At 71.4% G+C, this 21,866-nt stretch carries 16 protein-coding genes; 8 read left to right on the top strand and 8 right to left on the bottom strand.

Annotated elements, in window-relative coordinates:
* Positions 1–412 precede the first annotated feature (412 nt).
* From ACZ6BB_RS31750 to ACZ6BB_RS31760, 3 genes are all read left to right on the top strand, one after another.
* On the top strand, positions 413–2,608 hold the full coding sequence (locus ACZ6BB_RS31750) for an MMPL family transporter (RefSeq protein ID WP_471618566.1): 2,196 nt from the start codon (positions 413–415) through the stop codon (positions 2,606–2,608).
* Positions 2,609–2,719: 111 nt separating this feature from the next.
* A complete protein-coding gene (locus ACZ6BB_RS31755; protein WP_471618567.1) occupies positions 2,720–3,280 on the top strand; it encodes a TetR/AcrR family transcriptional regulator in 561 nt (186 codons plus the stop codon).
* Between the two features lie 137 nt (positions 3,281–3,417).
* Positions 3,418–4,065 (top strand): TetR family transcriptional regulator, encoded by a 648-nt coding sequence (locus tag ACZ6BB_RS31760; RefSeq protein WP_471618568.1) that lies wholly within the window; start codon positions 3,418–3,420, stop codon positions 4,063–4,065.
* 109 nt (positions 4,066–4,174) lie between these two features.
* Here the strand turns inward: ACZ6BB_RS31760 and ACZ6BB_RS31765 are convergent, their stop codons facing one another.
* Positions 4,175–4,786 carry a TetR/AcrR family transcriptional regulator gene (locus ACZ6BB_RS31765; RefSeq protein ID WP_471618569.1) on the bottom strand — a complete coding sequence of 204 codons (612 nt, stop codon included), beginning with the start codon at positions 4,784–4,786 and terminating at the stop codon, positions 4,175–4,177.
* A gap of 163 nt (positions 4,787–4,949) precedes the next feature.
* Between ACZ6BB_RS31765 and ACZ6BB_RS31770 the strand changes: the two genes are divergently transcribed.
* Complete coding sequence (locus tag ACZ6BB_RS31770) at positions 4,950–6,587, top strand: MFS transporter (protein WP_471618570.1); 1,638 nt, start codon at positions 4,950–4,952, stop codon at positions 6,585–6,587.
* A 23-nt stretch (positions 6,588–6,610) separates the two neighbouring features.
* Here ACZ6BB_RS31770 and ACZ6BB_RS31775 read toward each other — a convergent pair whose 3' ends face one another.
* Positions 6,611–7,534, bottom strand: a complete 924-nt coding sequence (locus ACZ6BB_RS31775) for a LysR family transcriptional regulator (RefSeq protein ID WP_471618571.1) — start codon at positions 7,532–7,534, stop codon at positions 6,611–6,613.
* A 70-nt stretch (positions 7,535–7,604) separates the two neighbouring features.
* Here ACZ6BB_RS31775 and ACZ6BB_RS31780 point away from each other — a divergent pair, with 70 nt between their 5' ends.
* Complete coding sequence (locus ACZ6BB_RS31780; protein WP_471618572.1) at positions 7,605–8,624, top strand: cyclase family protein; 1,020 nt, start codon at positions 7,605–7,607, stop codon at positions 8,622–8,624.
* A gap of 25 nt (positions 8,625–8,649) precedes the next feature.
* Complete coding sequence (locus tag ACZ6BB_RS31785) at positions 8,650–9,114, top strand: GNAT family N-acetyltransferase (protein ID WP_471618573.1); 465 nt, start codon at positions 8,650–8,652, stop codon at positions 9,112–9,114.
* On the opposite strand, the gene kstD is transcribed toward ACZ6BB_RS31785, so the two are convergent.
* Positions 9,111–10,910: a 3-oxosteroid 1-dehydrogenase gene (kstD, locus tag ACZ6BB_RS31790; RefSeq protein ID WP_471618574.1), complete on the bottom strand. Its 1,800-nt coding sequence runs from the start codon at positions 10,908–10,910 to the stop codon at positions 9,111–9,113. The two genes, ACZ6BB_RS31785 and kstD, sit on opposite strands and share 4 nt — an antisense overlap.
* 259 nt (positions 10,911–11,169) lie before the next feature.
* Between kstD and ACZ6BB_RS31795 the strand changes: the two genes are divergently transcribed.
* Positions 11,170–12,072, top strand: a complete 903-nt coding sequence (locus ACZ6BB_RS31795; protein WP_471618575.1) for an alpha/beta fold hydrolase — start codon at positions 11,170–11,172, stop codon at positions 12,070–12,072.
* A 54-nt stretch (positions 12,073–12,126) separates the two neighbouring features.
* Here ACZ6BB_RS31795 and fxsT read toward each other — a convergent pair whose 3' ends face one another.
* The 5 genes from fxsT to ACZ6BB_RS31820 all read right to left on the bottom strand — a co-directional run bounded on the left by fxsT (position 12,127) and on the right by ACZ6BB_RS31820 (position 20,693).
* Positions 12,127–16,071: an FxSxx-COOH system tetratricopeptide repeat protein gene (fxsT, locus tag ACZ6BB_RS31800; protein WP_471618576.1), complete on the bottom strand. Its 3,945-nt coding sequence runs from the start codon at positions 16,069–16,071 to the stop codon at positions 12,127–12,129.
* Positions 16,068–17,399 carry a TIR-like protein FxsC gene (locus ACZ6BB_RS31805; protein ID WP_471618577.1) on the bottom strand — a complete coding sequence of 444 codons (1,332 nt, stop codon included), beginning with the start codon at positions 17,397–17,399 and terminating at the stop codon, positions 16,068–16,070. The genes fxsT and ACZ6BB_RS31805 overlap by 4 nt, the downstream gene beginning before the upstream one ends.
* Positions 17,400–17,496: 97 nt before the next feature.
* Positions 17,497–18,270 (bottom strand): AAC(3) family N-acetyltransferase, encoded by a 774-nt coding sequence (locus ACZ6BB_RS31810; protein ID WP_471618578.1) that lies wholly within the window; start codon positions 18,268–18,270, stop codon positions 17,497–17,499.
* Entirely contained in the window at positions 18,263–20,416 is a 2,154-nt protein-coding gene (gene fxsBH / locus ACZ6BB_RS31815; RefSeq protein ID WP_471618579.1) for a radical SAM/SPASM protein FxsBH, inactivated beta-hydroxylase extension form, read from the bottom strand. The genes ACZ6BB_RS31810 and fxsBH overlap by 8 nt, the downstream gene beginning before the upstream one ends.
* A 97-nt stretch (positions 20,417–20,513) precedes the next feature.
* A complete protein-coding gene (locus ACZ6BB_RS31820) occupies positions 20,514–20,693 on the bottom strand; it encodes a hypothetical protein (RefSeq protein ID WP_471618580.1) in 180 nt (59 codons plus the stop codon).
* A 231-nt stretch (positions 20,694–20,924) separates the two neighbouring features.
* Between ACZ6BB_RS31820 and ACZ6BB_RS31825 the strand changes: the two genes are divergently transcribed.
* Complete coding sequence (locus ACZ6BB_RS31825) at positions 20,925–21,839, top strand: DUF4231 domain-containing protein (RefSeq protein WP_471618581.1); 915 nt, start codon at positions 20,925–20,927, stop codon at positions 21,837–21,839.
* Positions 21,840–21,866 lie beyond the last annotated feature (27 nt).

Genomic DNA, 21,866 nt, shown 5'->3' on the forward strand with positions numbered 1-21,866 from the left:
CACGCGCCGCCGGCTGCCTCCCCGACGGCTCCGCCCGGGGCACTCCCGGGCGGAGCCGCACCGCGCCGTGGCGCAGATCGGCCGGACACGGGGCAGTCCCGGCCGAGGCTCGTCGTACGCGGCGCCGCCATGCTTCGGGCGCCTCCTAAAGCCGGTCTTGCGTCCTCCGCCGCCGCGCGGGCCCACGAGGGCTGCCGCACACGGCCCACGAGGGCTGCCGCGGGGACTTCAGTGGAAATACAGCGCCGTGCCCGATCCTGGCCGTCGCGCGTGACGGTCGGCGGGAGCGTTCCGGCCGATGCGGACACCGCGCCCGCCCGCGTGCCCCCCACCAGCCCGTCCCGGGCAGCCAGCGCATCCTCCACGGCCCTGCGGATCACGGCCCGCAGCCGGGAGGAAGAAGGAAGGAATCATGTTCTCCGCTCTGGGCTCGGCCCTTCACCGCCGAAGGATCGCCGTACTCCTCCTGTCCCTCCTGGTCACCGCCCTGGCCACGGTCTACGGCGGCACCGTGGCGGAGAAACTCTCCAACGGCCTGTCCGACTACGACGATCCGGGCGGCGGCAACGTCGCGGCCCGCGAGATCATCGAACGGGCCACCGGCATCGACCCCCAGCAGGGCCATCTGCTGCTGGTCCGCACCGACGAGCGGCTCGACAAGGACACCGCCCCGCCGAAGGCCGTCACGGCCGCCGCGGAGCTCCTGCGGTCCCGCCCCGAGGTCGAGCAGGTGGTCGACTACACCTCCCCGGACGGCGCCGCGCTCATCTCCCGCGACGGACGCAGCACCGTGGTCGTCGGCGCCACCGGCTCCATGACGGACCAGGAGAGCGCCCGAGCCGTGGAGGGCCTCCAGAAGGCCATCGACGACGATCCCACCCTGCGCGACCGCACCTGGCTGGGCGGCGCCACACCCGGCCACGTCCAGGTGGCCGAGGTCTCCGACACCGACCTGACGCAGGCCGAACTCCTCGCCACCCCGGTGATCCTGGTGGTGCTCTTCCTGGTCTTCCGCGGGCTGGTCGCCGCGCTGCTCCCCCTGCTGGGCGGCATCGTCTCCCTGCTGCTCACCATGGCGGGCCTGCGCGTCGCCACCGAGTTCATGAACGTCTCCACCGGCGCGATGAGCCTCGCCTTCGCCCTCGGCCTCGGCCTGTCCATCGACTTCGGACTGCTGCTCGTCTCCCGCTACCGCGAGGAACTCGCCGAGCGCGGACCGGGCGCCGAGGCCGTCCTGCGGACCGTCGCCACCGCCGGCCGCACCGTGCTGTTCAGCGCCCTCACCGTGGCCGCGGCCCTCGCCGCGCTGATCGCGTTCCCGCAGCCCTACCTGCGGTCCATGGGACTGGCCGGCGTCATCACCGTGGTGTCCGCGGCCCTGTTCGCCCTCCTCGGACTGCCCCCGCTGCTCGCCCTGCTGGGCAAGCGAGTCAACTCCCTCGCCCCGCGCCGCTGGCAGCGCACCGCCGGTGCCGCCCGCGCCACCGAGGGACGCTGGTACCGCGTCGCGCAGGCCGTGATGCGCCGCCCCGCGGTGTTCGCGCTCGCCGCCACGGCCGCGCTGCTGCTGATCGCCTCGCCGCTGCTGGGCGTGCGCTTCACCGGAGTGGACCCCACCCTCCTGCCCGAGGAGACCAGCGCGGGCCGGGTGGCCGCCGTGCTCGACGAGGACTACGACGCGAGGGCCACCTCGCCCCTGCAGATCGTGCTGGAGACCGACGGCGCCCCGGACACCTCCCGGCTCGCCGACTACACCGAGCGGATCGGCGCCGTTCCCGGCGTCAAGTCGGTGGGCACCCCCGTCGAACTCGACGACCGGTACTGGGAGATCGACGCCGTCCTCGCCGAGGACCCCCTGACCGACTCGTCCAAGGACGCCGTCGAGGCCGTGCAGGACCTGGCCGCCCCGTACCCCGCCCTGTACACCGGCCGGACCGCCGACTTCCTGGCGCAGCGTCAGAGCATCGGCGACAGCCTGCCCCTGGCCGGCGGCATCCTGGTCGTCGTCACCCTGCTGCTCCTCTTCGCCTTCTCCGGCTCGGTGGTGCTGCCGCTGAAGGCCCTGCTGATGAACCTGCTGTCCACCGGCGCCGCGTTCGGCTTCCTGGTGTGGGTGTTCCAGGACGGCAATCTCGGGTTCTCCGCGCAGACCGGACTGGAGGCCACCACGCCCGTCCTGGTCTTCGCCCTCGCCTTCGGACTGTCCACGGACTACAACGTCTTCCTGCTGAGCCGGATCAAGGAGGCCCGGGCGCAGGGCCTGGACAACCGTGAGGCGGTGGCCCAGGGGCTGTCCCGCACCGGCGGGATCGTGACCTCGGCGGCCGTCCTGTTCTGTGTGCCGGTGGGGGCGCTGGCGATGTCCCGGCTGGTGTTCATCCAGGAACTGGGCCTGGGCGCGGCGTTCGCCGTCCTCATCGACGCGACCGTGGTCCGGGCCTTCCTCGTCCCCTCCCTGATGGCCCTGCTCGGCGCGGCCAACTGGTGGGCCCCCGCCCCCCTGCGCGCCCTGCACCGCGCCCTGCGCCTGGACCGGATGGAACACGCCGCAGCCCCCGAGCCCGCCCCGGCGCCGGCTCCCGACAGGACGTCCGCACCCGTCGGCTGACGAGAGCCGGGCGGTGCGGCCCGGGCCCGGGCGCCGTACGAGGCCCCGGGCCCGAGTTCCTCGTGATCACCGAAGTACGACGCGTCCACGACGACGAAAGGCCGCCCGCCCATGCCGAAGGTCAGCGAGGCCCACCGGGACGCCCGTCGCCGGCAGATCCTGGACGCCGCCCGTGCCGTGTTCGCCGAGAAGGGGTTCGTGCGGGCCTCCACCGGTGACATCGTCGCGCGGTCGCGGCTGTCCAGCGGCGCGATCTACAGCTACTTCCCGAGCAAGGACCATCTCGTCCGGGCCGTGTGCGAGGACACCATCGACCGGGCGCTGGACCATGTCACCTCACCGAACCTGTCCGCGTCGCCGGAACGCGTCCACGGCAGCGGCGACGGGCGGGAGCACGCGCGGCTGATGGCGCAGATCTGGGGCGAGGCGGCCGTCTCCCCGAGCCTGGCGGAGCAGGTCCGCCGGCATCTGGCCACCGCCCACGAGAAGGCCGCCGGCCTCATCCGCGACGAACGCACCGTGCACGGCCTGTCCAGCGACCCGCACGCCACCGGCGCGGCGAACGTGCTCCTGGCCCTCCTCACCGGGTACACCCTGCGCCTGGCCATGGGCGACGAGGCGAACCCCGACGCGTACGTCCGGGCGATCCACACCCTCATCAAGACGCCCTGACGGCCGGACCGGTACCGGTCGCGGGTGACCGGCGGTCCGCGAAGGGCCCTCGTGACAAACTGGGGCGGACACGCCGTGGTGGCCGTGCGTACGTCCTCGGCCGCTCCCGTACCGATCCGATCCTCCGAGGTTGTCCCGTGACCAAGCCCGTGGCCCGCGAGCCGCTGCGCCGCAACGCGCGGTCCAACCGGGCGCGCATCCTGGCCACGGCCCGTGAGGAGCTGGGCCGCGACCCCGACATCACGCTGGAGGAACTGGCGCGGGCCGCCGGGGTCGTGCGGCGCACCCTCTTCGGCCACTTCCCGGGCCGGGCGGCGCTGCTGGAGGCCCTCGCCGAGGAGGCCGCCGAGACACTGCGGACCACGGTGGCGGCCGGACCCGAGCCGACGGAACCGGCGGAACGGGCGCTCGCGCAGTTCCTGTTCTCCCTGTGGCCGGTGGGGGACCGCTACCGCATGCTCCTGGCGCTGGCCCGGCGGGACCTCGGCTCCGAGCGCGTCGCCGAGGTGCTGGCACCGGCCCGCGCGGCCGCCGCGACCATCCTGGAGCGGGGGCAGCGGGACGGCGTCTTCCACTCCCACCTGCCGCCCGCCGTGCAGAGCGCCGGCCTGGAGGCGATGCACGTCGCCCTCCTGGAGGCCGTCAACACCGGTGCGCTGGAGGACGACGGGCGCCGGATCGTCACCTCCGCCCTCATCGCGGCCGGCGTCCCCGAGAGGCGGGCGAGCGCGGTGGTCGAGGAGGTCGCGTCACGGATGCGCCCGGCCCCGGCCGGGGACGCCTGAGGTCACTGCCCTGTCCGAGGAGCACTGACGCGCCTGCCGCCCGCACCGATGTGAGTTCCCGTCAGCGGTTCTCGACGGGGACGACCGGGTTTCGGCGGCGGTGGCCCGGTCACCCGTACGAGGTCGGACCGCCGACCTTCGCGACGGCGGTGTCGGGCGCGACCCCGGCGGCGACCAGGGCGGCGACGGCGGCGCCCCTTCCGTCGTCGGACCAGACACCGCGGTCGACGCGGTCGAGCAGGGCGAGCAGCTGGGCCTCGACGGCACGGCCGAGCGGGCCGGGCGGCACCGTGGTCTGGAAGGCGCCCTGCCGCTGACCCTCGGCGATGATCCCGGTGACCAGGTCGCGGACCGGGGCCAGGAGTTCGTCGACGCGGCCGGGGCCGAGGCCCTGGCGAACCGGCCGGACGAGGGCGCGCAAGCGGTCGCCGACCGGCCACACGGCGAGGACGAGACGCGCCAGGTCGGTCGCGGCGTCGCAGGTCGCGGCCGGTACGCCGAGGACCGCGTCCCGGATCGCCGCCGCGGCCTCCGCGGCCAGCCCCTCGACCAGCGCGGCGCGGCCCGGGAAGTGGGCGTGGACGGTGCGCCGGGCCACACCGGCGGCCCGGGCGATGTCCTCGAGGCGGCTGCCGGGGTCACGGGTCAGCTCCCGCAGGGCCGCCTCCAGGATCCGGGCACGGGTGGCGCGGGCGTCACTGCGCCGCGCCGGGAGGGGCATCGGGCGCGATGGCTGGGCCGGCCGGGCGGTCACACGGCACCTCGGAGGGGGCACGGAGAGGGGGCATCGCGATAGTTGCACACCCATGGGCAATAAACTAACCTGCACATCGATGGGCAATTAAGTGATGCCGCTCGTCCCCCCATCCCTCTAGGAGCTTCCGATGCCCTTCCTCGCGACCACCCCCGTGGAGAAGATGACCGGGCCGTACGCACGGCGCTGGTGGGCGCTGCTCGTGCTGTGCCTGAGCCTGCTGATCGTGGTGATGGCGAACACGTCCCTGATCGTGGCCGCCCCCGACATGACCACCGACCTGGGCCTGAGCAGCAGTGACCTGCAATGGGTCGTCGACGGCTACACCGTCCCGTACGCGGCCCTGATGCTGGTCCTGGGCTCGATCGGCGACAAGTACAGCCGGCGCGGGGCGCTGGTCCTGGGACTGGTGATCTTCGCGGTCGGTTCGGCGACGGGCAGCCTGGTCGACGAGACCGCGCTGGTCATCGCGGCCCGCGCGATCATGGGTGTCGGCGCCGCGGTCGTGATGCCGGCCACCCTGTCGCTGCTGGTCGCGACCTTCCCCCGGAGCGAGCGGGTCAAGGCCATCACCGCCTGGACCGCCACCTCCGGACTGGCGATCGCCGTCGGCCCGCTGGTAGCCGGCTGGCTGCTGGAGGACCACGCCTGGGGCTCGACCTTCCTCATCAACGTGCCCATCGCGCTCGTCGCCGTCGTCGGCGCGCTCGTGCTGGTCCCGCCGTCGAGGGCGGAGGGCATGGGCCGGATCGACTACGTCGGCGGTCTGCTGTCGATCGTCTCCGTCGCCTCCCTGGTGTACGCGGCCATCGAGGGACCGCACTTCGGCTGGGGCGCCGGTCCGGTCACCGCGGCCGTCGTCGCCGGACTCGGCCTGATCGCCTTCGTCGCCTGGGAGCTGCGCCACCCGCACCCGATGCTGGACGTCCGCAGGTTCGCGCTGCGGCCCTTCAGCGGCTCGATGCTCGCGGTGCTGTTCTTCTTCTTCGGTACGTTCGGCGCGATCTACTACTCCACCCAGTTCCTGCAGTTCGTCCTCGGCCACGACGCCCTGGACACGGGTGTACGGCTGCTGCCGCTGGCCGGCGCGGTCTTCCTCGGCGCCGTGGTGACCGGGAGGCTGACCCCGAAGCTGGGCGTGAAGGCCATGGTCGTGACCGGGATGGTCATCGGCACGGCGGGCGTGTTCCTGCTCACCCAGGTCGACAAGGGCTCGACGTACACCGACTTCCTGGCGCCCATGATGATGCTGGGCTTCGCCATCGGGCTGAGCGTCTCCCCGGCCACCGACACGATCATGGACTCCTTCCCCGAGTCCGAGCTGGGCGTCGGCGGCGGCGCCAACGACACCGCGCTGGAACTGGGCGGTGCGCTGGGCATCGCGGTGCTGGGCTCGCTGCTGGGCACGGCCTACCGGGACGAGCTGACCGACCTGGTGGGCAACCGGCTCCCGGCCGCGGCGATGGAGACCGCGCAGGACTCGGTCGGCGGTGGACTGGCCGTCGCAGAGCGCGTCGCCCAGGACCCGTCCGCCGGCCCCCAGCAGGCCCAGTTGGTCGTGGACGCCGTCCATCAGGCCTTCGCCCACGGCGTCGCCCGGACGAGTCTCGTCGGCGGGATCATCATGGCCGCCGGGACACTGATCGTCCTCGCGGTCCTGCCGGGCCGCCTGACCTTCGGCAGGAAGGCCGAGCAGGAGACCGAGCAGGCGTCAGAGGCGGCGGCGGGCGAGAACCGCTCGGCGGATCACGCCGAAGCCGTGCGGTAGAGCGGATCGCCGCCCGCGCCCGATCAGGGCGCGGGCGGCAGTCCCCGTCCCACCGCGGCGAGCCGGAGGGCCTCGACCAGGGCCGCCGTCCGGGGCTGCGGGCCGGACGGCGAGGCCGGCCAGACCGCGGCGATGCGGCGGTGGCCCGCGACCTGGACCGTCGGGAGGGCCACGGTCTCCGGCGGGGCGTCGGTGAGGGCGAGCGTGGGGACGACGGCCGCGCCGAGGCCCGCCCGGACCAGGGCGAGCGTGGTCGGGAACTCCAGGGCCGTGTGCGCCCGGCGCGGGGTGAAGGCGTACTGGGCGGAGATACGGTCCAGGGCGCGACCGCAGGCCGTCCCGGCCGGGGCGGCGACCCAGGGACGGTCGGCCAGATCCCTGACCGAGCGGGGCGACGGCGACCAGTCGCCGGGGGTGATCACCCGGTACGCGTCGTCGGCGACTGGCGCGGACGCCAGGTCGCGCCACTGCTCGTCCGGGCCGGGATCGTCGCCGTCGTACTCGACGACCAGCAGGTCCAGGCCGCCGGTGCGCAGTTCGCGCAGGGCCCCGGGGCCCTCCGCCTCCACCACCCGCGGTTCCAGCCCCGGATGGCTGCGGGCGAGCGCGTCGAGGGCCGGGACGAGCAGATGGCACACCGCGGAGGAGAACGCGGCGACCGTCACCGGCCCCGTCGAACGGCCCGTCAGCTCGGCGAGCTCCCGGCGGGCCTCGGCCAGCTCGTGCTCGATGCGTTCGGCCCGCGCCGCCAGCAGCCGCCCGGCCGGGGTCAGCCCCGCCCGGCGCCGCGAACGGTCCACCAGCGGCTGGCCCACCTCCCGCTCCAGCTGCGCCAGATGCTGCGACACCGCCGAGGGCGTCAGATGCAGCACCTTCGCGGCGTCCACCACTCCACCGCGCAACGCCACCGCACGCAGGACGCGCAGCCGGCGAGGGTCCAGTTCCATAAGCCGTACTGTAGCGCCGCTTCAGTAAGTCTTGCTTGTGGTGAAGTGGCACTGCAGAGAAGATGAGGCCATGAGCGAGCACAGCGATGACCAGGGCGGGAGCGGCGACGCACGGCACGGGGGTGACGTCCCGAGCGGGAGCGGCGAGCAGTGGCGCATCCGGTTCGACGCCGAGGTGACCTTCGGCAACGGCGGCGGGCTGCGGACCCGGGGCTTCCTGCTGGACGTGCCGGACCCGGAGATCGGTGACGGCGAACTGGCCGAGCTGTTCGTCCGCCATCTCGGGCTGCTCATGGTCGACGAGGTGCGCGTCAGCGGCCGGGAAGCGGTACGGGAGCCGCACAAGGGCTCGCGGGGCGTGACGGGCGCCGCCGACGCGCCGGGGACGTCCGGGCGGGGGACGGGCCGCCGCCGGGTCGTCGACCTCAGCCACTCCATCCGCCACGGCATGACCACCTACCCGGGGCTGCCCGGCCCGGAGATCGGCGACCACCTGACCCGGGAGGCGTCCCGCGCGGTGTACGCGCCCGGCACCGAGTTCGCCATCGGCCGTATCTCGATGGTGTCCAACACCGGCACCTACATCGACAGCCCCTTCCACCGGTTCGGCGGCGGACACGACCTCGCCGGGATGCCGATCGACACGTTCACCGACCTCGACGGCGTCGTCGTACGCGTCCAGGACACCGGGAGCCGGGCCGTGGGCCGCGAGGCGCTGCTGCCCTACGACGTCTCCGGGCGGGCCGTGCTGATCCACACCGGCTGGGACCGGCACTGGGGCACGGACCGGTACGGGCACGGCCACCCCTACCTCACCGCCGATGCCGTCGCCTTGCTGGTCGACCAGGGCGCCGCCCTGGTCGGCATCGACTCCCTCAACATCGACGACACCGACGACGGCACCCGCCCCGTCCACACCGGCCTGCTCGCCGCCGGCATCCCCGTCGTGGAGCACCTGCGGGGTCTGGAGCAACTGCCCCCGCGGGGCTTCCGGTTCCACGCGGCGCCTCCGGCAGTCGAGGGCATGGGCACCTTCCCGGTACGGGCGTACGCGGTGCTGGACGACCCCTCCGGCGCGGACCGCCCGTAGGCCGGACAGGCCCTAGGCTGACCGGGTGACCGATCTCGACATCAAGCGTGTGGACGGCACCGCGAGCGACGAGGAACTCGAAGCCTGGCGGTACGTCCACAACACGATCATCCCCACGCACCGGCTCTCGCTCGACGACGTCCGGCAGCGGGCCGTGCGCAACGACCTGGAACTCGCGTACGCCGACGGCGTCCTCGTCGGCAACTCCACGGTCCGCCCGCCCGACGGCGACACGGCGACGGCCATGGTCATCGCGCGCGTGCTCGCCGAGCACCGCGGGCGCGGATTCGGTGAGCGGCTGTACGAGCGGGCGCTGCGGCGGGCCCGGGAGCTGGACGCCCGGGTGATCGAGACCTGTGTCCTCGCGTCGAACGAGGACGGCCTGCGGTTCGCGCTCGGCCACGGCTTCGTGGAGACCGAGCGCTATCTGCTCGACGGCGACACGGTCCCGTACATCGACCTCCGCCTCGACGAGGCACCGGCCTCCTAGAGCTTCCCCGCGATGTCCAGGGCGGCCACGTACCCGAACGTCATGGCGGGCCCTATCGTCGACCCCGCGCCCGCGTAACTGCGGCCCATCACGGCGGCGCTGGCATTGCCCGCCGCGTACAGCCCGGCGATCACCGAACCGTCCGGCCGCAGGACGCGGGCACGGGCGTCGGTGAGGAGGCCGCCCTTGGTGCCGAGGTCGCCCGGGACGATGCGCAGGGCGTAGTAGGGCGGCAGCCACAGGGGCGCCAGGCAGGAGTCGGGGCGTACGGACGGGTCCGTGTAATAGTGGTCGTACGCGCTGTCGCCCCGCCCGAAGTCCGGGTCGTCCCCTTGCCGGGCAAGGGAGTTGAAGCGGTCGACGGTGGAACGCAGGGCGGCGGCCGGGACGCCGATCGCGCCGGCCAGCGCGTCGAGCGTCCACGCCTTGTGCACGGCCCCGGCGTCGTACCACTCGTCCGGGAACGGGAAGGTCGGCAGGATGTCCTTGAACAGGTACCGGTTGCGGTAGTTCTGGTCGACGATCAGCCAGGCCGGGATGTGCGAGGCGGACGGCGTGTCCTTCTCGTACATGGTGTGGACGACATCGCTGTACGGCCCCGCCTCGTTGACGAACCGCGCACCGGCCCCGTTGACCAGCAGCCCACCGGGCAGCGTGCGTTCGGCGAGACAGAACCAGGCCTGCCCCGGAGTGTCGATCGCGGGCCCCCACCAGGCGTCGTCCATGAGCGCCAGATCGGCACCGGCCCGCTGACCGGCCCTGATCCCGTCCCCGGTGTTCTCCTTCGCCCCCACCGTCCACCGCGTCCCGACCGGCTGCTCCTGGTACTGCGCCCGCATGGCCGCGTTGTGCTCGAAGCCCCCGGAGCCGACGACGACACCCTTGCGCGCGCGGACCAGCCCGGCGGAACCGTTCCGGGTCACGACCGCCCCCGTCACGGCCCCGTTCTCCACGAGCAGGTCCGTCAGCGGGGTGTTCAGCCACACCGGCACACCCGCGCCGAGCAGTCCGGCCCGCAGCCCGCCCGCCAGCGCCTGCCCCATGGTGAGCGGCTTCTGCCCGAGCAGCGCGGCCTTCGTCCCCCGGGCGAGGCACTCGGTCGCGACGGCCAGACCCTTCGCGCTCACGGTGGTCAGCGCGAGCCACTTGTAGTCGGCGCTGAACACCACCATCCCGGCCGGCGTGGCCAGATATGCGGGATTCAGCCGGGCCAGCTCCTCACCCAGCAGGTTCCCGTCGAACTGGTCCGGCTCGATGGACCGCCCGTTCGGCAGCCCGCCCGGCAGCTCCGGGTAGTAGTCGCTGTACCCCTCCATCCACCGGAACCTCAGGGGGCTGTTGGCCATGACGAACGACAGCATGGCGGGCCCGTGGTCGAGAAACGCCTTCTGCCGGTCGGCGGGCACCTCGTCCCCGACCACGGCCGCGAGGTACTGCGCCGCCTTCGCCGGAGTGTCCGGCACCCCGGCGGCCTTGATCACACTGTTGTTGGGCAGCCAGATCCCGGCCCCCGACCGCGCCGCCGACCCCCCGAAGGTCGGCGCCTTCTCCACGACGACACAACTCAGGCCCTGCTTGGCCGCCGTGAGCGCCGCGGTCATCCCGGCCGCGCCGGAGCCGACGACGACCACGTCGTAGGTGCCGAGCAGGGGAGGGGCGGCGGCGACGGCCGGACTCCCCACGACCCCACCGGCCGCGACGGCGACCCCCGCCCCCGCGGCCGTACCGAGCACCCGCCGCCGACTGGGGCCGGCCTCCGCCCCCGTACGTCTCTCAGGATCCGCGCTCTTGGACATGCCGGACGCTCCAGCCTCACGAAGGGACGGTGGCCGTGCCGCCGCCCCGGGCGGCGACGGTCCCGTGCGCCCCCGGGCGGTGTGCGGAGCCTCGAATCTGACGGGAAGGGGTGGTGAAGTCAAGAGTTTTACTGACGCCTCATCAGATGCCTTTGCTTAGGCCCCATTTGACCTGCATATTCGTTTCGCGGGGTGGGCGCGCGGGAAATGTTCCGGCAGCGTGGTCCCGGTCCGCGGCGGACCGAGGGAGGGGGACGCTGTGCATGACCTCGTACGGACGCCGGACCATGTCCGGACGGCCGACGGGCGGCGGTTGCGGGTCGAGTGCGCGGGGGATCCGGACGGACGGCCGGTGTTCCTGCTGCACGGGATGCCGGGGAGCAGGGTGGGGCCGAGACCCCGGTCCATCTTCCTCTACCACCGCGGCGCTCGACTGATCAGTTACGACCGCCCCGGCTACGGCGGATCGGACCGGCGGCCGGGACGGCGGGTCGCGGACGCCGTGGGCGACATCGAGGTGGTCGCCGACGCCCTGGGACTGGACCGCTTCGCGGTCGTCGGCCGGTCCGGCGGGGCACCGCACGCACTGGCCTGCGCCGCCCTGCTCCCGCACCGGGTGACCAGAGCGGCGGCACTGGTGACCCTCGCGCCCCAGGACGCGGAGGGGCTCGACTGGTTCGCGGGGATGGCGCCGCACAACGTCCGCGAGTTCCGCTCCGTGCTCACCGACCCCCGCGCCTTCGTCGCCCAGCTCATCCCCCGGTCGGCCGCCATCCGGTCCGACCCCGCCCGGCTGCTCGACGAACTGCGCGGCGATCTCACGGACGAGGACCGGGCGATCGTCTCGGACGACGGCATCCGGTCGATGCTGCTGCGCAACTACCACGAGGCGCTGCGGACCTCTCCGTACGGCTGGATCGACGACGCGCTCGCGCTGACCGGCCCCTGGGGGTTCGACCCGGCGGAGATCAAGGTGCCCGTCCTGCTCTGGCACGCCGGAAAGGACGTCTTCACCCCCTCCGCCCACTCCTCCTGGCTCGCCGACCGCATCCCCGGCGCGCTCACCGTCTACGAGCCGGCCGCCGCCCACTTCGCCGCGATCCGCGCCCTGCCGGACGTCCTGAGCTGGCTCCTCACGGCCACGGCGCCGGCGGCGGCGTGAACGGGCCGACGCCTGCGCAGCAGGCCCCGAAGCGGCAGCCGAGCCCTGCGCTCGTCACACCGTCAGGGGTTCCAGATCCCGGTACACCCGGCGTCGCTGCCCCACCAGGCGTGTGATGCCGTTTCCCTCGCCCAGTTGCCGGCTGAGGCGGCGTAGATCGGAGAGGGTCGCCTCGCGGAGGCGATGGGCCTCGTCCTCGCGGCCGAGGGCGCGCAGTGTCAGCGCGGAGTTGCAGATGACGGCGAGGGTCTCGGGGTGCTGCGGGCCGAGGACGGCCTTGAGGATGTGGCGAGTCGGCTCCTCCAGGGCCCAGGCATCCTCCGCACGCCCCTGCTCCGCCAGGACGTTGGCATGGTTCGCGCGGGCGAAGAGAGTGTGGGGGTGCTCGTCGCCCAGGGTCGTGGCCATACGCTCCGTCACCTGCCGGAACACGGCCTCGGCCTCGGCATCCCCGCACGCCCATAGATAGATCCCGAGATTGTTGCGCGCGGCCTGGGTGTAGGGGTGCTTCTCACCCGGCACCTTCACATAGTGCTCCAGCACGCTCCTTACCGTCTCCCGCGCCCGGTCCGGCTCGTCGGCGGCGTACAGGTCGGCCGCCAGGTTCAGCTCGCAGGCGAGGGAGTCCGGGATCGGGTCCGGATACTTGTCCCGCGTGTACTGGGTCCGGTACTGGGTGAGTGTCGCCCGGGTCAGGCGGTGCGCGTCCACGAACTGGCCCGCGCGCCGCAGGGACACGGCGAGCGACTTGGCGCAGTTGAGCGTGCCGGGAAAGTCCTTGCCGAGGACTCGCTTGTGAATCTCGTATGCCTCGGACAGGACCGCCACTGAGTCGATGTAGCGACCGACCTCGCGCAGGTCGCGGCCGTACCCTTGGGCTGCGAGGAGGGTGTAGGGATGATCGTGGCCATACACCTCGCGGCGACGGGCGTAGGTGTCCTGGTCGAGGTCGCGGGCCTCGGTGTAGTGGCCGACCATGCGCAATGCGAGAGCGAGGTTGTTCGCCGCGTTGAGCGTACGGCTGTTGGACTCCTCGAAGATCTGGCGGAACCCCTGGTGGGCCTCGCGGGCGAGTTTCACCGCCTCGGTGTACTCACCCAGGGCGGCCAGGTCGCTGGCGAGGCTGGAGGTGGTGACGTACGTGTGCGGGTGGGTGGGGCCGAGTACCCGCAACTGCCGGGCCAGCACATCGGCGTCGACCTCCCGCGCTTCCAGGTAACGTCCCTGTGAGCGCAGTACGTTGGCGAGTTGCCCGCGCAGGTACATGTACTGCAGGTCGTCCTCTCCAAGGGTCTCGTGCCAGTGCTTGACCAGCTCCTCGGCGAGTTTTCGGGCGCCGGGGAAGTCGCCGCGCTTCCACAGGTAACGGACCCGGTCGATGAACAGGCGGCGGGGCTCGGGCTCATGGCAGTCGCGCAGCTCGCACGCATTGAGATGCGGCCAGATGATGGCGAAGCGGGGCCACGTCTCGGCGGCGTCGATGGGTTCGTCTCCGGGGGGACGGGCGCCGGCGAGCATGGTGTGGACGACGTGCCGGGCGTGCTGCTGCTCCTCCTCGGTGAGCCGGGAGCGGATCACAGCCTGCACCAGCCGGTGGACCTGGATGCTGGTGCTGGCCTGGTCGACCTTGGCGAGGGCGAAGCGGCCGATCTCCCGAACGACCCGCCCCAGCATCAGGCTCTCCTGGAGGCTGGGGTCGACCTTCTTCAGCTCATCGAGCATCTCCCGGCTGTAGAGCAGGTGTGAGGAGATCGGCTCGGGGGCCATGAAGGCGCACAGTTGGAGCAGCCGTACCGAGGCGGGGGAGCGCTCTCGCAACCGGGCGATGGAGATGTTCCAGGTCGCCGCCACCGTCTCCGGGTAGTCGGATGCCTGGTTGAGGCCCAGCACACCGGTCGTCTGCTCGTTCAGCTGCCGCAGATACTCCTCGATGGGCGTGGCGGTCTCGGCGAGCCAGGCCCCCGCCTGCTCCACGGCCAGCGGCAGGTCGCCGACCGCCTCCGCCACGCGGTCGGCCTCCTCGGCGCTCAGTCCGGGGGCGCGCCGGGAGAGGTGTTCGACGCTGTCGGGCCGGGGGAAGACGTCGACGGGCAGCGAGGTGCCCCGCTGCTCCCAGGTCTGGTTGCGAGAGGTGACGAGGATGTGCCCGCTGCCCTGGGGGAAGTAGGGGGCGAGTTCCTCGGGGTTGTCGGCGTTGTCGAAGACGAGGATCCAGCGTTCGGTGGGCACGCCGTCGGCGAGCATCCGTACCGTCTTCTGGCTGACCTGCGTCATGTCGTCGCCGCCCAGGACGCCGATCCGGGCGCCGAGCTCGGCGAGGGCCGAGGCGACCCCGTCGCCGTGCTCGGCGGAGATCCACCACACCAGATCGTAGTCCGCCATGAACCGGTGCACATACTCCAGCGCGACCTGCGTCTTGCCGACGCCGCCGAGGCCGAACAGGGTTTTGGGTTCCGTACCCACGGCCGAGGACCTGCTCCGGAGCTGTTCGCGCAGGTCGTCGAGGATCTGTCCACGACCGGTGAAGGTGGTGTTGCGCTGCGGGGCGTTCCACACGGCGGGAGCGCTGCCCGGGAAGCGGGGTTCCACCACACCGAGGTCGTCGGGCCGCACCGGTAGCTTCAGCGCACCGAGCAGTGCGGCGACACACTGGCCGGCGTCGAGCCGGTACAGATCCACCGGCTCGTAATCGATGTGGGCGTCGGGGAGTCGGGCCTCGTCGACGCGCAGCGGCACCATCGTGGTAGGCGGCATCGCCAGAGCGTTGTCGGTGAGTGAGTGCCAGACGGTCTGGGAGTGCCGGGACTTCTGGAAGGCGTGGGACATCAGCAGAAGGGCGCGCGAGGCCGTGTCCAGGCGCTCCGGGGGACCGGTGGACACATCGTGCAAGGTGACGTTGCAGCCGGTCTGCCTGAGGACGGCCTCCACCCAGTCCGCCCACATCTGGTTCTCCGCCGCGTACACCACGACGATGTCCGTCATCGGCTGCCGCCGGGTGAACGCCTCCAGACAGCGCTGTCGCACGGGTTCGGGCACCGGCGGCAACGCGGTCACCTCGCCGTCGGAGATCATTTTCGTCAGCCGTTCGAAGGCGGACAGCAGGGAGTTGGCGATGTTGCTCTTGTCGCCGACGGTCGCGAGAGTCTCCTCGTACGCGTAGAACGGGACGTACGGGATCTCCATCGCGCCCCAGTAGGCGTCCTGCTGTTCGGAGCTGAGTTCCTCGCCGTCCGAGCCTCTGGGCAGCCCCTCGAACCGCAGCCGGGCCAGGGCCCGGCCCGCGTCGACCTTCCTCTTCTCGCCCTCGTCGATGCGCATCAGCACCGGCAGCACCCTGATCCGCCGCTTGTGCTGGCCGCCCTCGACGCTGCGGGCCACCGCGGCGGCCCCGTCCAGGGACTGACCGCTGAGCGTGAAGCAGTCGACGAGCACGTCGGGCATCTGGATGGTGCAGATGTCCGCAGTGTCCGACAGGCCCGTACGGCTGTCGATGAGGATGTAGTCGTACGACGCCTTCATGTCCTCGCGCAGGGCGTCCAGGAACTGGCCGCCGCCCAGCCGCTCGTAGAAGTTGTCCCACTCGAACGACGACACCATGGCCGAGTACTCCCGGTTCCGCCGTCCGGCAGAGAGGAAGTCGAGCGAGCCGCCTTTGGGGAAGGACAACCCGAGCCGTTCGGGGCTGAGAGACACGGCGTGCTGCTCGACGCGGGCGAACTCCCGGTGCCAGGGGCCGGTGCGTGGTCCGCCGGTGGTCGCGGCCCAGCAGTAGTCCGTGATCATGTCGATGACGCCGGTGGTGGACGCAAGGACGCTCTGGTCGAGGAACGGCTGGAAGAAGCGGTCGAGGCCCGGAGCTTCCAGGTCCCAGTCGACGGCCAGGACCCGCTTGCCGTTGGCGGCAAGAATCCACGCCGCGTTGGCCAAGGCCATGGTGCGGCCCGTACCGCCCTTGTAGGAGTAGAAGGTAATGATGCGTCCGTCCTGACGAGCCGTCATGCTGGTCCTCCGTGATCGGAATCCGCATCGGGATCGGTCGGGTTGGCCAGACTGAGTCGGGGCCGGGGCGTGGCCGGACCCGGCGGCGGGTGGGCCTTCGCGTGTCTGAGGAACTGTCGGGTCGCCTGGGCCACGACAATCGGCAGGATCTCGGTGAACTGCTTGAGCGTCGGTACCCCGTTGACCGCCGCCCAGCACTTGGCCCGTCGGCCCCGCTCCAGGATCACCGGGAGGGTGTCCTCCAGTTGCTCCCGCAGCCGCTCTCCCTGTTCACCGCGGCACTGGAGGTCGCGGCGGTTCCAGGGGACGATCGCTCCGACCCACGGGTGGGCGGCTGAGTCGAACGTCTTGAGCCGGTGGCGCCGTTCCCGGTCGAGCAGCGCCCAGCGGTCGAGCAGCAGGATCCCCGGCTGGGTCTCGGGCGGCTGCCCGGCTCCGTCGGGGTCGGTCTCGGCCGTGGTGAGGCCGTCGGTGCCAGGGTCCGGGAGGTCGAAGTCGGAGACGGTGATGCGGTAGTCGAGCGACCGGATCAGTTCCTCCGCCAATTCGGACAGCGGACGCCTGGACTCGCTGTGGTACGGGTTCCACTCCGTGGCGTCCTCGCCGTAGGGGACGGCGTCCCGGCCCTCCGGCACCGAACTCCGGCTGGGCGCCACCACGGTGAGGTGGATACGGCGCGGCCCCTCGCCGTGCGGCCGGAACGCGCTGTGCGTCGACTCGTACGGCCGGGGCCGGCTCGACGGCAGCGGGGTGTTCTCGGCGACCTGCACGATCCGCTGGGCGAGACCGAACACGATCTCCTCGTACTCGTCCCGTAGCCGCTTGAGCTTGATCAGCCCGTAGATGCCGTACGACGCATAGCGCTCACCGAACTTGGAGCGCTCGACCTGGATCTGCCGGACGGACTCGGGGAGGTTCTCCAGGTCCATGCTCGTCCACAGGACCGGGACGATGGCCGGGATGTCACCGAGGCCGGCGTTGCGGGCCTCGCGGATGCGTTCGTCGAAGGCGAACCACTCGCGCCCGCAGTTGTCGCTGGCGAAATAGCGCGGTGAGTACAACGGGACGAACACTCTGCAGTGTGCCAGGTTCTCACTGAGCCGGTCCGGCCAGCCTTCACCGGACCGCATCTCCCGGTCCAGGAATCCCGCGGGCGTGCCCCGAGGATGAGCGGTGAGGGCCAGGACGGTTTCGCACAGATCCTTGTACAGCGTGTGCACCCAGAGGTCGGGATCACCGCTGTCGGGCCCCGAAGGTGGTGTGTGCGCATAACTGAGAAAGAAGTACGGACGATTGTCCGGAGCCCGCCCCCACGCGGCTGTGCCCACACGCCCCCGCCTTTCGATGCCTTGCTTCCCCCGCCTAGGCGCCCTCCAGCTGGAACCAACAATGTGCCCGATCAACTCCTTCGGCACATGGCTCGTTTCACGTCATTTCAGCGCGATATCCGGACATCAGGTGCCGGGCCGTGTCGACAGCATCGCGCATCCCGAACAGAAACGTCGGTTTTCCCGCGAACTCCCTTTCCACGAACAAACCATGAGGTAGAAGAGCGCCGATCGCCCCGAAGTCGCTGTCCTGGAGGGAGAGGTCCTCGTACTCGATCCAGTTGCCCTTGTCCTCCACCACGCAGCGGTATGTCCGGGTCGGGGGCGGCGGAGTCATCCGGTACTCGGCGAGATGGAAGGCGGTGCACACCTCGAACCCGACCCTGAGCAGCAGGACCTGGGCGTCAGCCGTGTACAGCGCGGCCATCGGGGACCGTTCACCGAGGTGACAGTACGGGTCGTGGTCGGCGAGAAGCTCCTCGGCGCGGCGTCCGACCGCGGCGAAAGAGGTCTGTGGATGGGCGCTGCGGACCGCGCCGGGGGTGGTCCGGACACACTCGGCGAGCACGCCCATGGTCGGGCACGGGGTGGCGTTCGGCTCGAAGGGGAGCATCGACGCGCGGAACTCGGCTTTCTCCCGCTCGGTCATCCCCTCGGTACGGCTGTGGTGCGCGGGGGAGGTGTCGGAGTTCTCCGGGGTGAAGGCCGGGACGACCAAAGTGCCGTCGGGGCCGAGCGTGTCGAGGAGGGCGTTGCGCACTTCGGTGGGGCTCCACCCGGTGCCACCCAGCGACGCGTGCACCATCAGGACGCCGCCCGGCGGAACTCCCATCCGCTGCAGCATGCGGGGGAGTTGAGTGACATCAGCCATTCATCACCGCCAGTTCCTTGCGTAGTTCGCCGACCAAGTAGGTGCCGCTTGCGGTGAGTTGGCTGCCCTCAGAGGAGGCGAGCGCGGCCACGGATTCCCGTGCCCGCCGCAGGGCGACGGGGGAGGCGTGGGGGGTCGCGCAGGCTCGTCCCACCCACGCGCTCGCCTCGTCGAGCAGTCGCCCGGCGATGCTGCCCGGCACATTCAGATCCGTCACCTCACGCAGGGCGGCGAGCCGGGATTCACGGGCCAGCAGCGGTAGTTCGCGTGCGAATTCATCAGGCTCGACATCGACGGCCACACCGAGTGCGCCGAACGCGTGCTTGCCGAGGCGTAGTCCCGAGCCCGGGGCGAGAGGGGTGACCGTGGTGACGAGGAACGGGTGGGAGCTCTCGCGCCGGCCGGGCTCCTGGGTGTGCAGCACCTCGTGAGCCGCGCGCAGCCGCTTGCCGAAGAGGGCCAGGTCGCTCGGTGACATCGGGGCCGCGACCGGTGCCTCGAAGCAGTCGCGGTACGGGTCGGCGTCGTCGAGGAGCAGGGTCGGCCCACCGGTGAGCTTCATGGTCGTCAACGCCCTCCATTCGACCGCGAGTTCGGCGCCTTCCTTGTCCGTGCCGCGTACCCGGAGACCGTCCGCCGTGACCGCGCACTCGATCTGTCCCGGCGCCGAGAGCCGCAGGGTGCCGAGGGTGGGGAGATGGAGGTCCCGACCGGGCTGGTGCCAGGTGAGAGTGGTCTCCGTCTTCGCCAGTACGGCGGCCGCCGTGACCACCCCCATCAGTTGGGGCAGATCGGCGGAACCAGCCAGGGAACGGCGCAGAACGGCGCGCAGATACGGGTGGGCGAGGACGGTGTTGAGATGCGCGGCCGTGGTGTCGTCGAGGTCCAGCTCGACCAGTACCCGCCAGGCCGCTTCCCAGTCGGTGTGACCCGTCAACGTGGTGTTCAGCCTGGCCATCAGTTGCCTGTCCAAGTCCAGCTGTGCCAGTCGCAGTTCATCGGCATCGGTGACCGCCGGATGCAGTGCGCGTTCGGTGATCCGCTCGGCGATCCCCTCCACCAGGGCCCGGAGGTCGGCGCAGAACACCGACGGATTGTCGAAGCCCTTCTCGCTGCTGTAGCGGTGGGCGTAGAGGCCGCCGCCGCAGGACTCCACGACCGGGCAGCGCCGGCAGGTCTCGCTGACTCCGGCGATGCCCAGCTGGCGGGCACGGACACCGGGATGCTCGGCGAACTCCGCGAAGCCGTGCCGGAAGACGTCGTAGCCCGTGGCAGGGGCGCCCGCGTACGCCGTCTTGAGCGAGTCGGCCTGCTCGAAGGTGCCGTCGGTCTCGATCACCGCCAGATCCGAGGGCGCGAGGCCCAGTGCCTCGGTGAGGCTGGGGCCGCCGCGCAGGGTGCTGAGCACCGATTCGAAGGTGCGCACCGGCATGGGGCGCCCCTGTTCCTCCCACCGGTCGAAGACCTTCAGCAGCCAGTCGGCGTAGGGGGTGGCCGGTCCGCCGGGCTCATGGCCGGGCGGAGGGGTGTCCCAGGTGGAGTGCGGGAGCAGGTAGTCGATGCGCGGAGGGTCGAGCGAGGCCAACGCGTCGTGCACCGCGACGGGATCGTTGGCGATGTCCACGGTGCACAGGAGTCCCTGGTACAGATGCCGGTGCTCGGGGAGCCGGAGCAGGTCGAGGGCCCTGAGGACCCGGTCGTAACTGCTGCGGCCTCGACGGTCGAGCCGATGACGGTCGTTGGCGACACGGTCCCCGTCGAGAGAGACGCCTACCTTCACCTGGAATTCGTCGAAGATTCGCAGATGATCTCTGTTGAGCCGCACGGCGTTGGTGTGAATCCGCAGATCGAGTGTGGTGACCGGGGCGAGAGCATGGGTGAGTTCCGCGCAGATTCGTCTGAGCCGCGTCGGGCCGACGAGGAGAGGCTCACCGCCGTGCAGAATGACCGTGACGGAATCCAGTTCTCTCGCCAGCACATACTCGGTGAGACGGCGGGCGACCTGGTCGAGGGTTTCTTCGGCGATGACGGTCGGCCGTGAGCGCCACGACTGGTCGGATGCCTCATACACATAACAGTGGTCGCACGCCAGGTCGCACCGACTGTGGATCTTGAGCACCAGTTGCTGGATCGCGGGGTCCCTCACTTCGGCAGTGTAAGCCCTCGCGTCACCCTGTTGCCGACATGACGACGGGGCCCAACCTCCTTGATCGTGAAGGGGGTTGAGGCCCCGGTCGGCCGTATCAGATGCTGGAGGCGAACCCCTGCCTGGCGAGGCGCAGGTCACGAGCGTCCGTCACGCGCCCCGTGGAGCGCTGGGTGCGGGGCTCGTGTGCGGCGACCGTCGCGAGCGGGGCGAGCCTCTTGTGGGCCGACCGGGTGGTGTCCGATCCACGTGTCGTCTTGGTGAAGGAAAGGTTCATCTCGTCGCTCCAGTTCGAAAAAAGGGACGCTGTCATCGGTCCCTTGCCGACGAGGTCCTTTTGGTCGAGGCTCGGACGTGAGAGGGGGACGACAGAGTGCAGACTTGCGCGTTTCTATCATGCGTCAGCAGGTGTTCGCTGCGCGATATGAGGGGGTGGCGCTCTGGCGGTAATTCAGGATTGACGAGAGCATGACCATTCCGTCGACTTCGGCATCCGTACGAGGTGTGCATGGCTGCGACGCCCGGCCCCAGCACCACGGTGAGTGATCGAGATCTGTCCCCGTTGTTCCAAGTGTGCGATGAGAAGGCGGTGACCCATCAGGGGGAATCCTTCAAGGTCGTCCGAACGCAGCTGGTCGTCCTGCTGCTCGCCACCGCGACCGCTTCCCTGGCCGAGCGGATGGGAAGCCGTGTGCCGTCGGCCGTCGCGGCGGTGCTGTACGCGCTGACGATGGGGATCGGTGTCTACGCCTCCCGGCGCCGCGCCCGGGTGCAGTGGCAGGCGCACCGGGCGGCGGCCGAGGTGGTCAAGTCGCTGGCCTGGCAGTTCATGGTGCACGGCGGGCCTTTCCCCTCGCGGCTCGTCAACCCGGAGGCGATGTTCGCGGAGCGGCTGGAGGAGCGGCTCAGCGAGCTGCGCAAGGTGGGCTGGGACGACCCCCGCGAGGGCGTCACCGAACTCGGGCTCGGACAGATCACCCCGATGATGCGCGCGGTGCGGGCCAAGCCGTTCGCGGCCCGGCGCGACATCTATCTCCGTGACCGCGTCTCGGAACAGCTCACCTGGTACGGCAACAAGGCCGGGGACGCGCACCGCTCGTCGGTGCGGTGGTCGGGCATGACGACCTTTCTGACGCTGCTGGCGCTGCTCGCCGCCGTGCTCAGGGCCGCCGGGACGATCGAGGGCCGCTGGGACCCGACCGGAGTGCTGAGCGCCGCCGCCGCGGCGGGCGTGGCCTGGCAGGAGGTCCGGCGGCACCGGCCGCTGACGTACGCACACAAGCTCGTCGAACAGGATCTGGACACCCTGCGCGTCGCCATGAGCACGACGGTGGGTGAGGACGGCTGGGCCGACGCGGTCGCGGAGGCGGAGCGGGTGGTCTCGCCCCAGCACACGGACTGGCTGGTGCGGTTCGGGACCTGATCGTGCGGTGGAGGCGCCGGCGCCGTG

This window comes from Streptomyces sp. NPDC041108 (genome assembly GCF_055592645.1).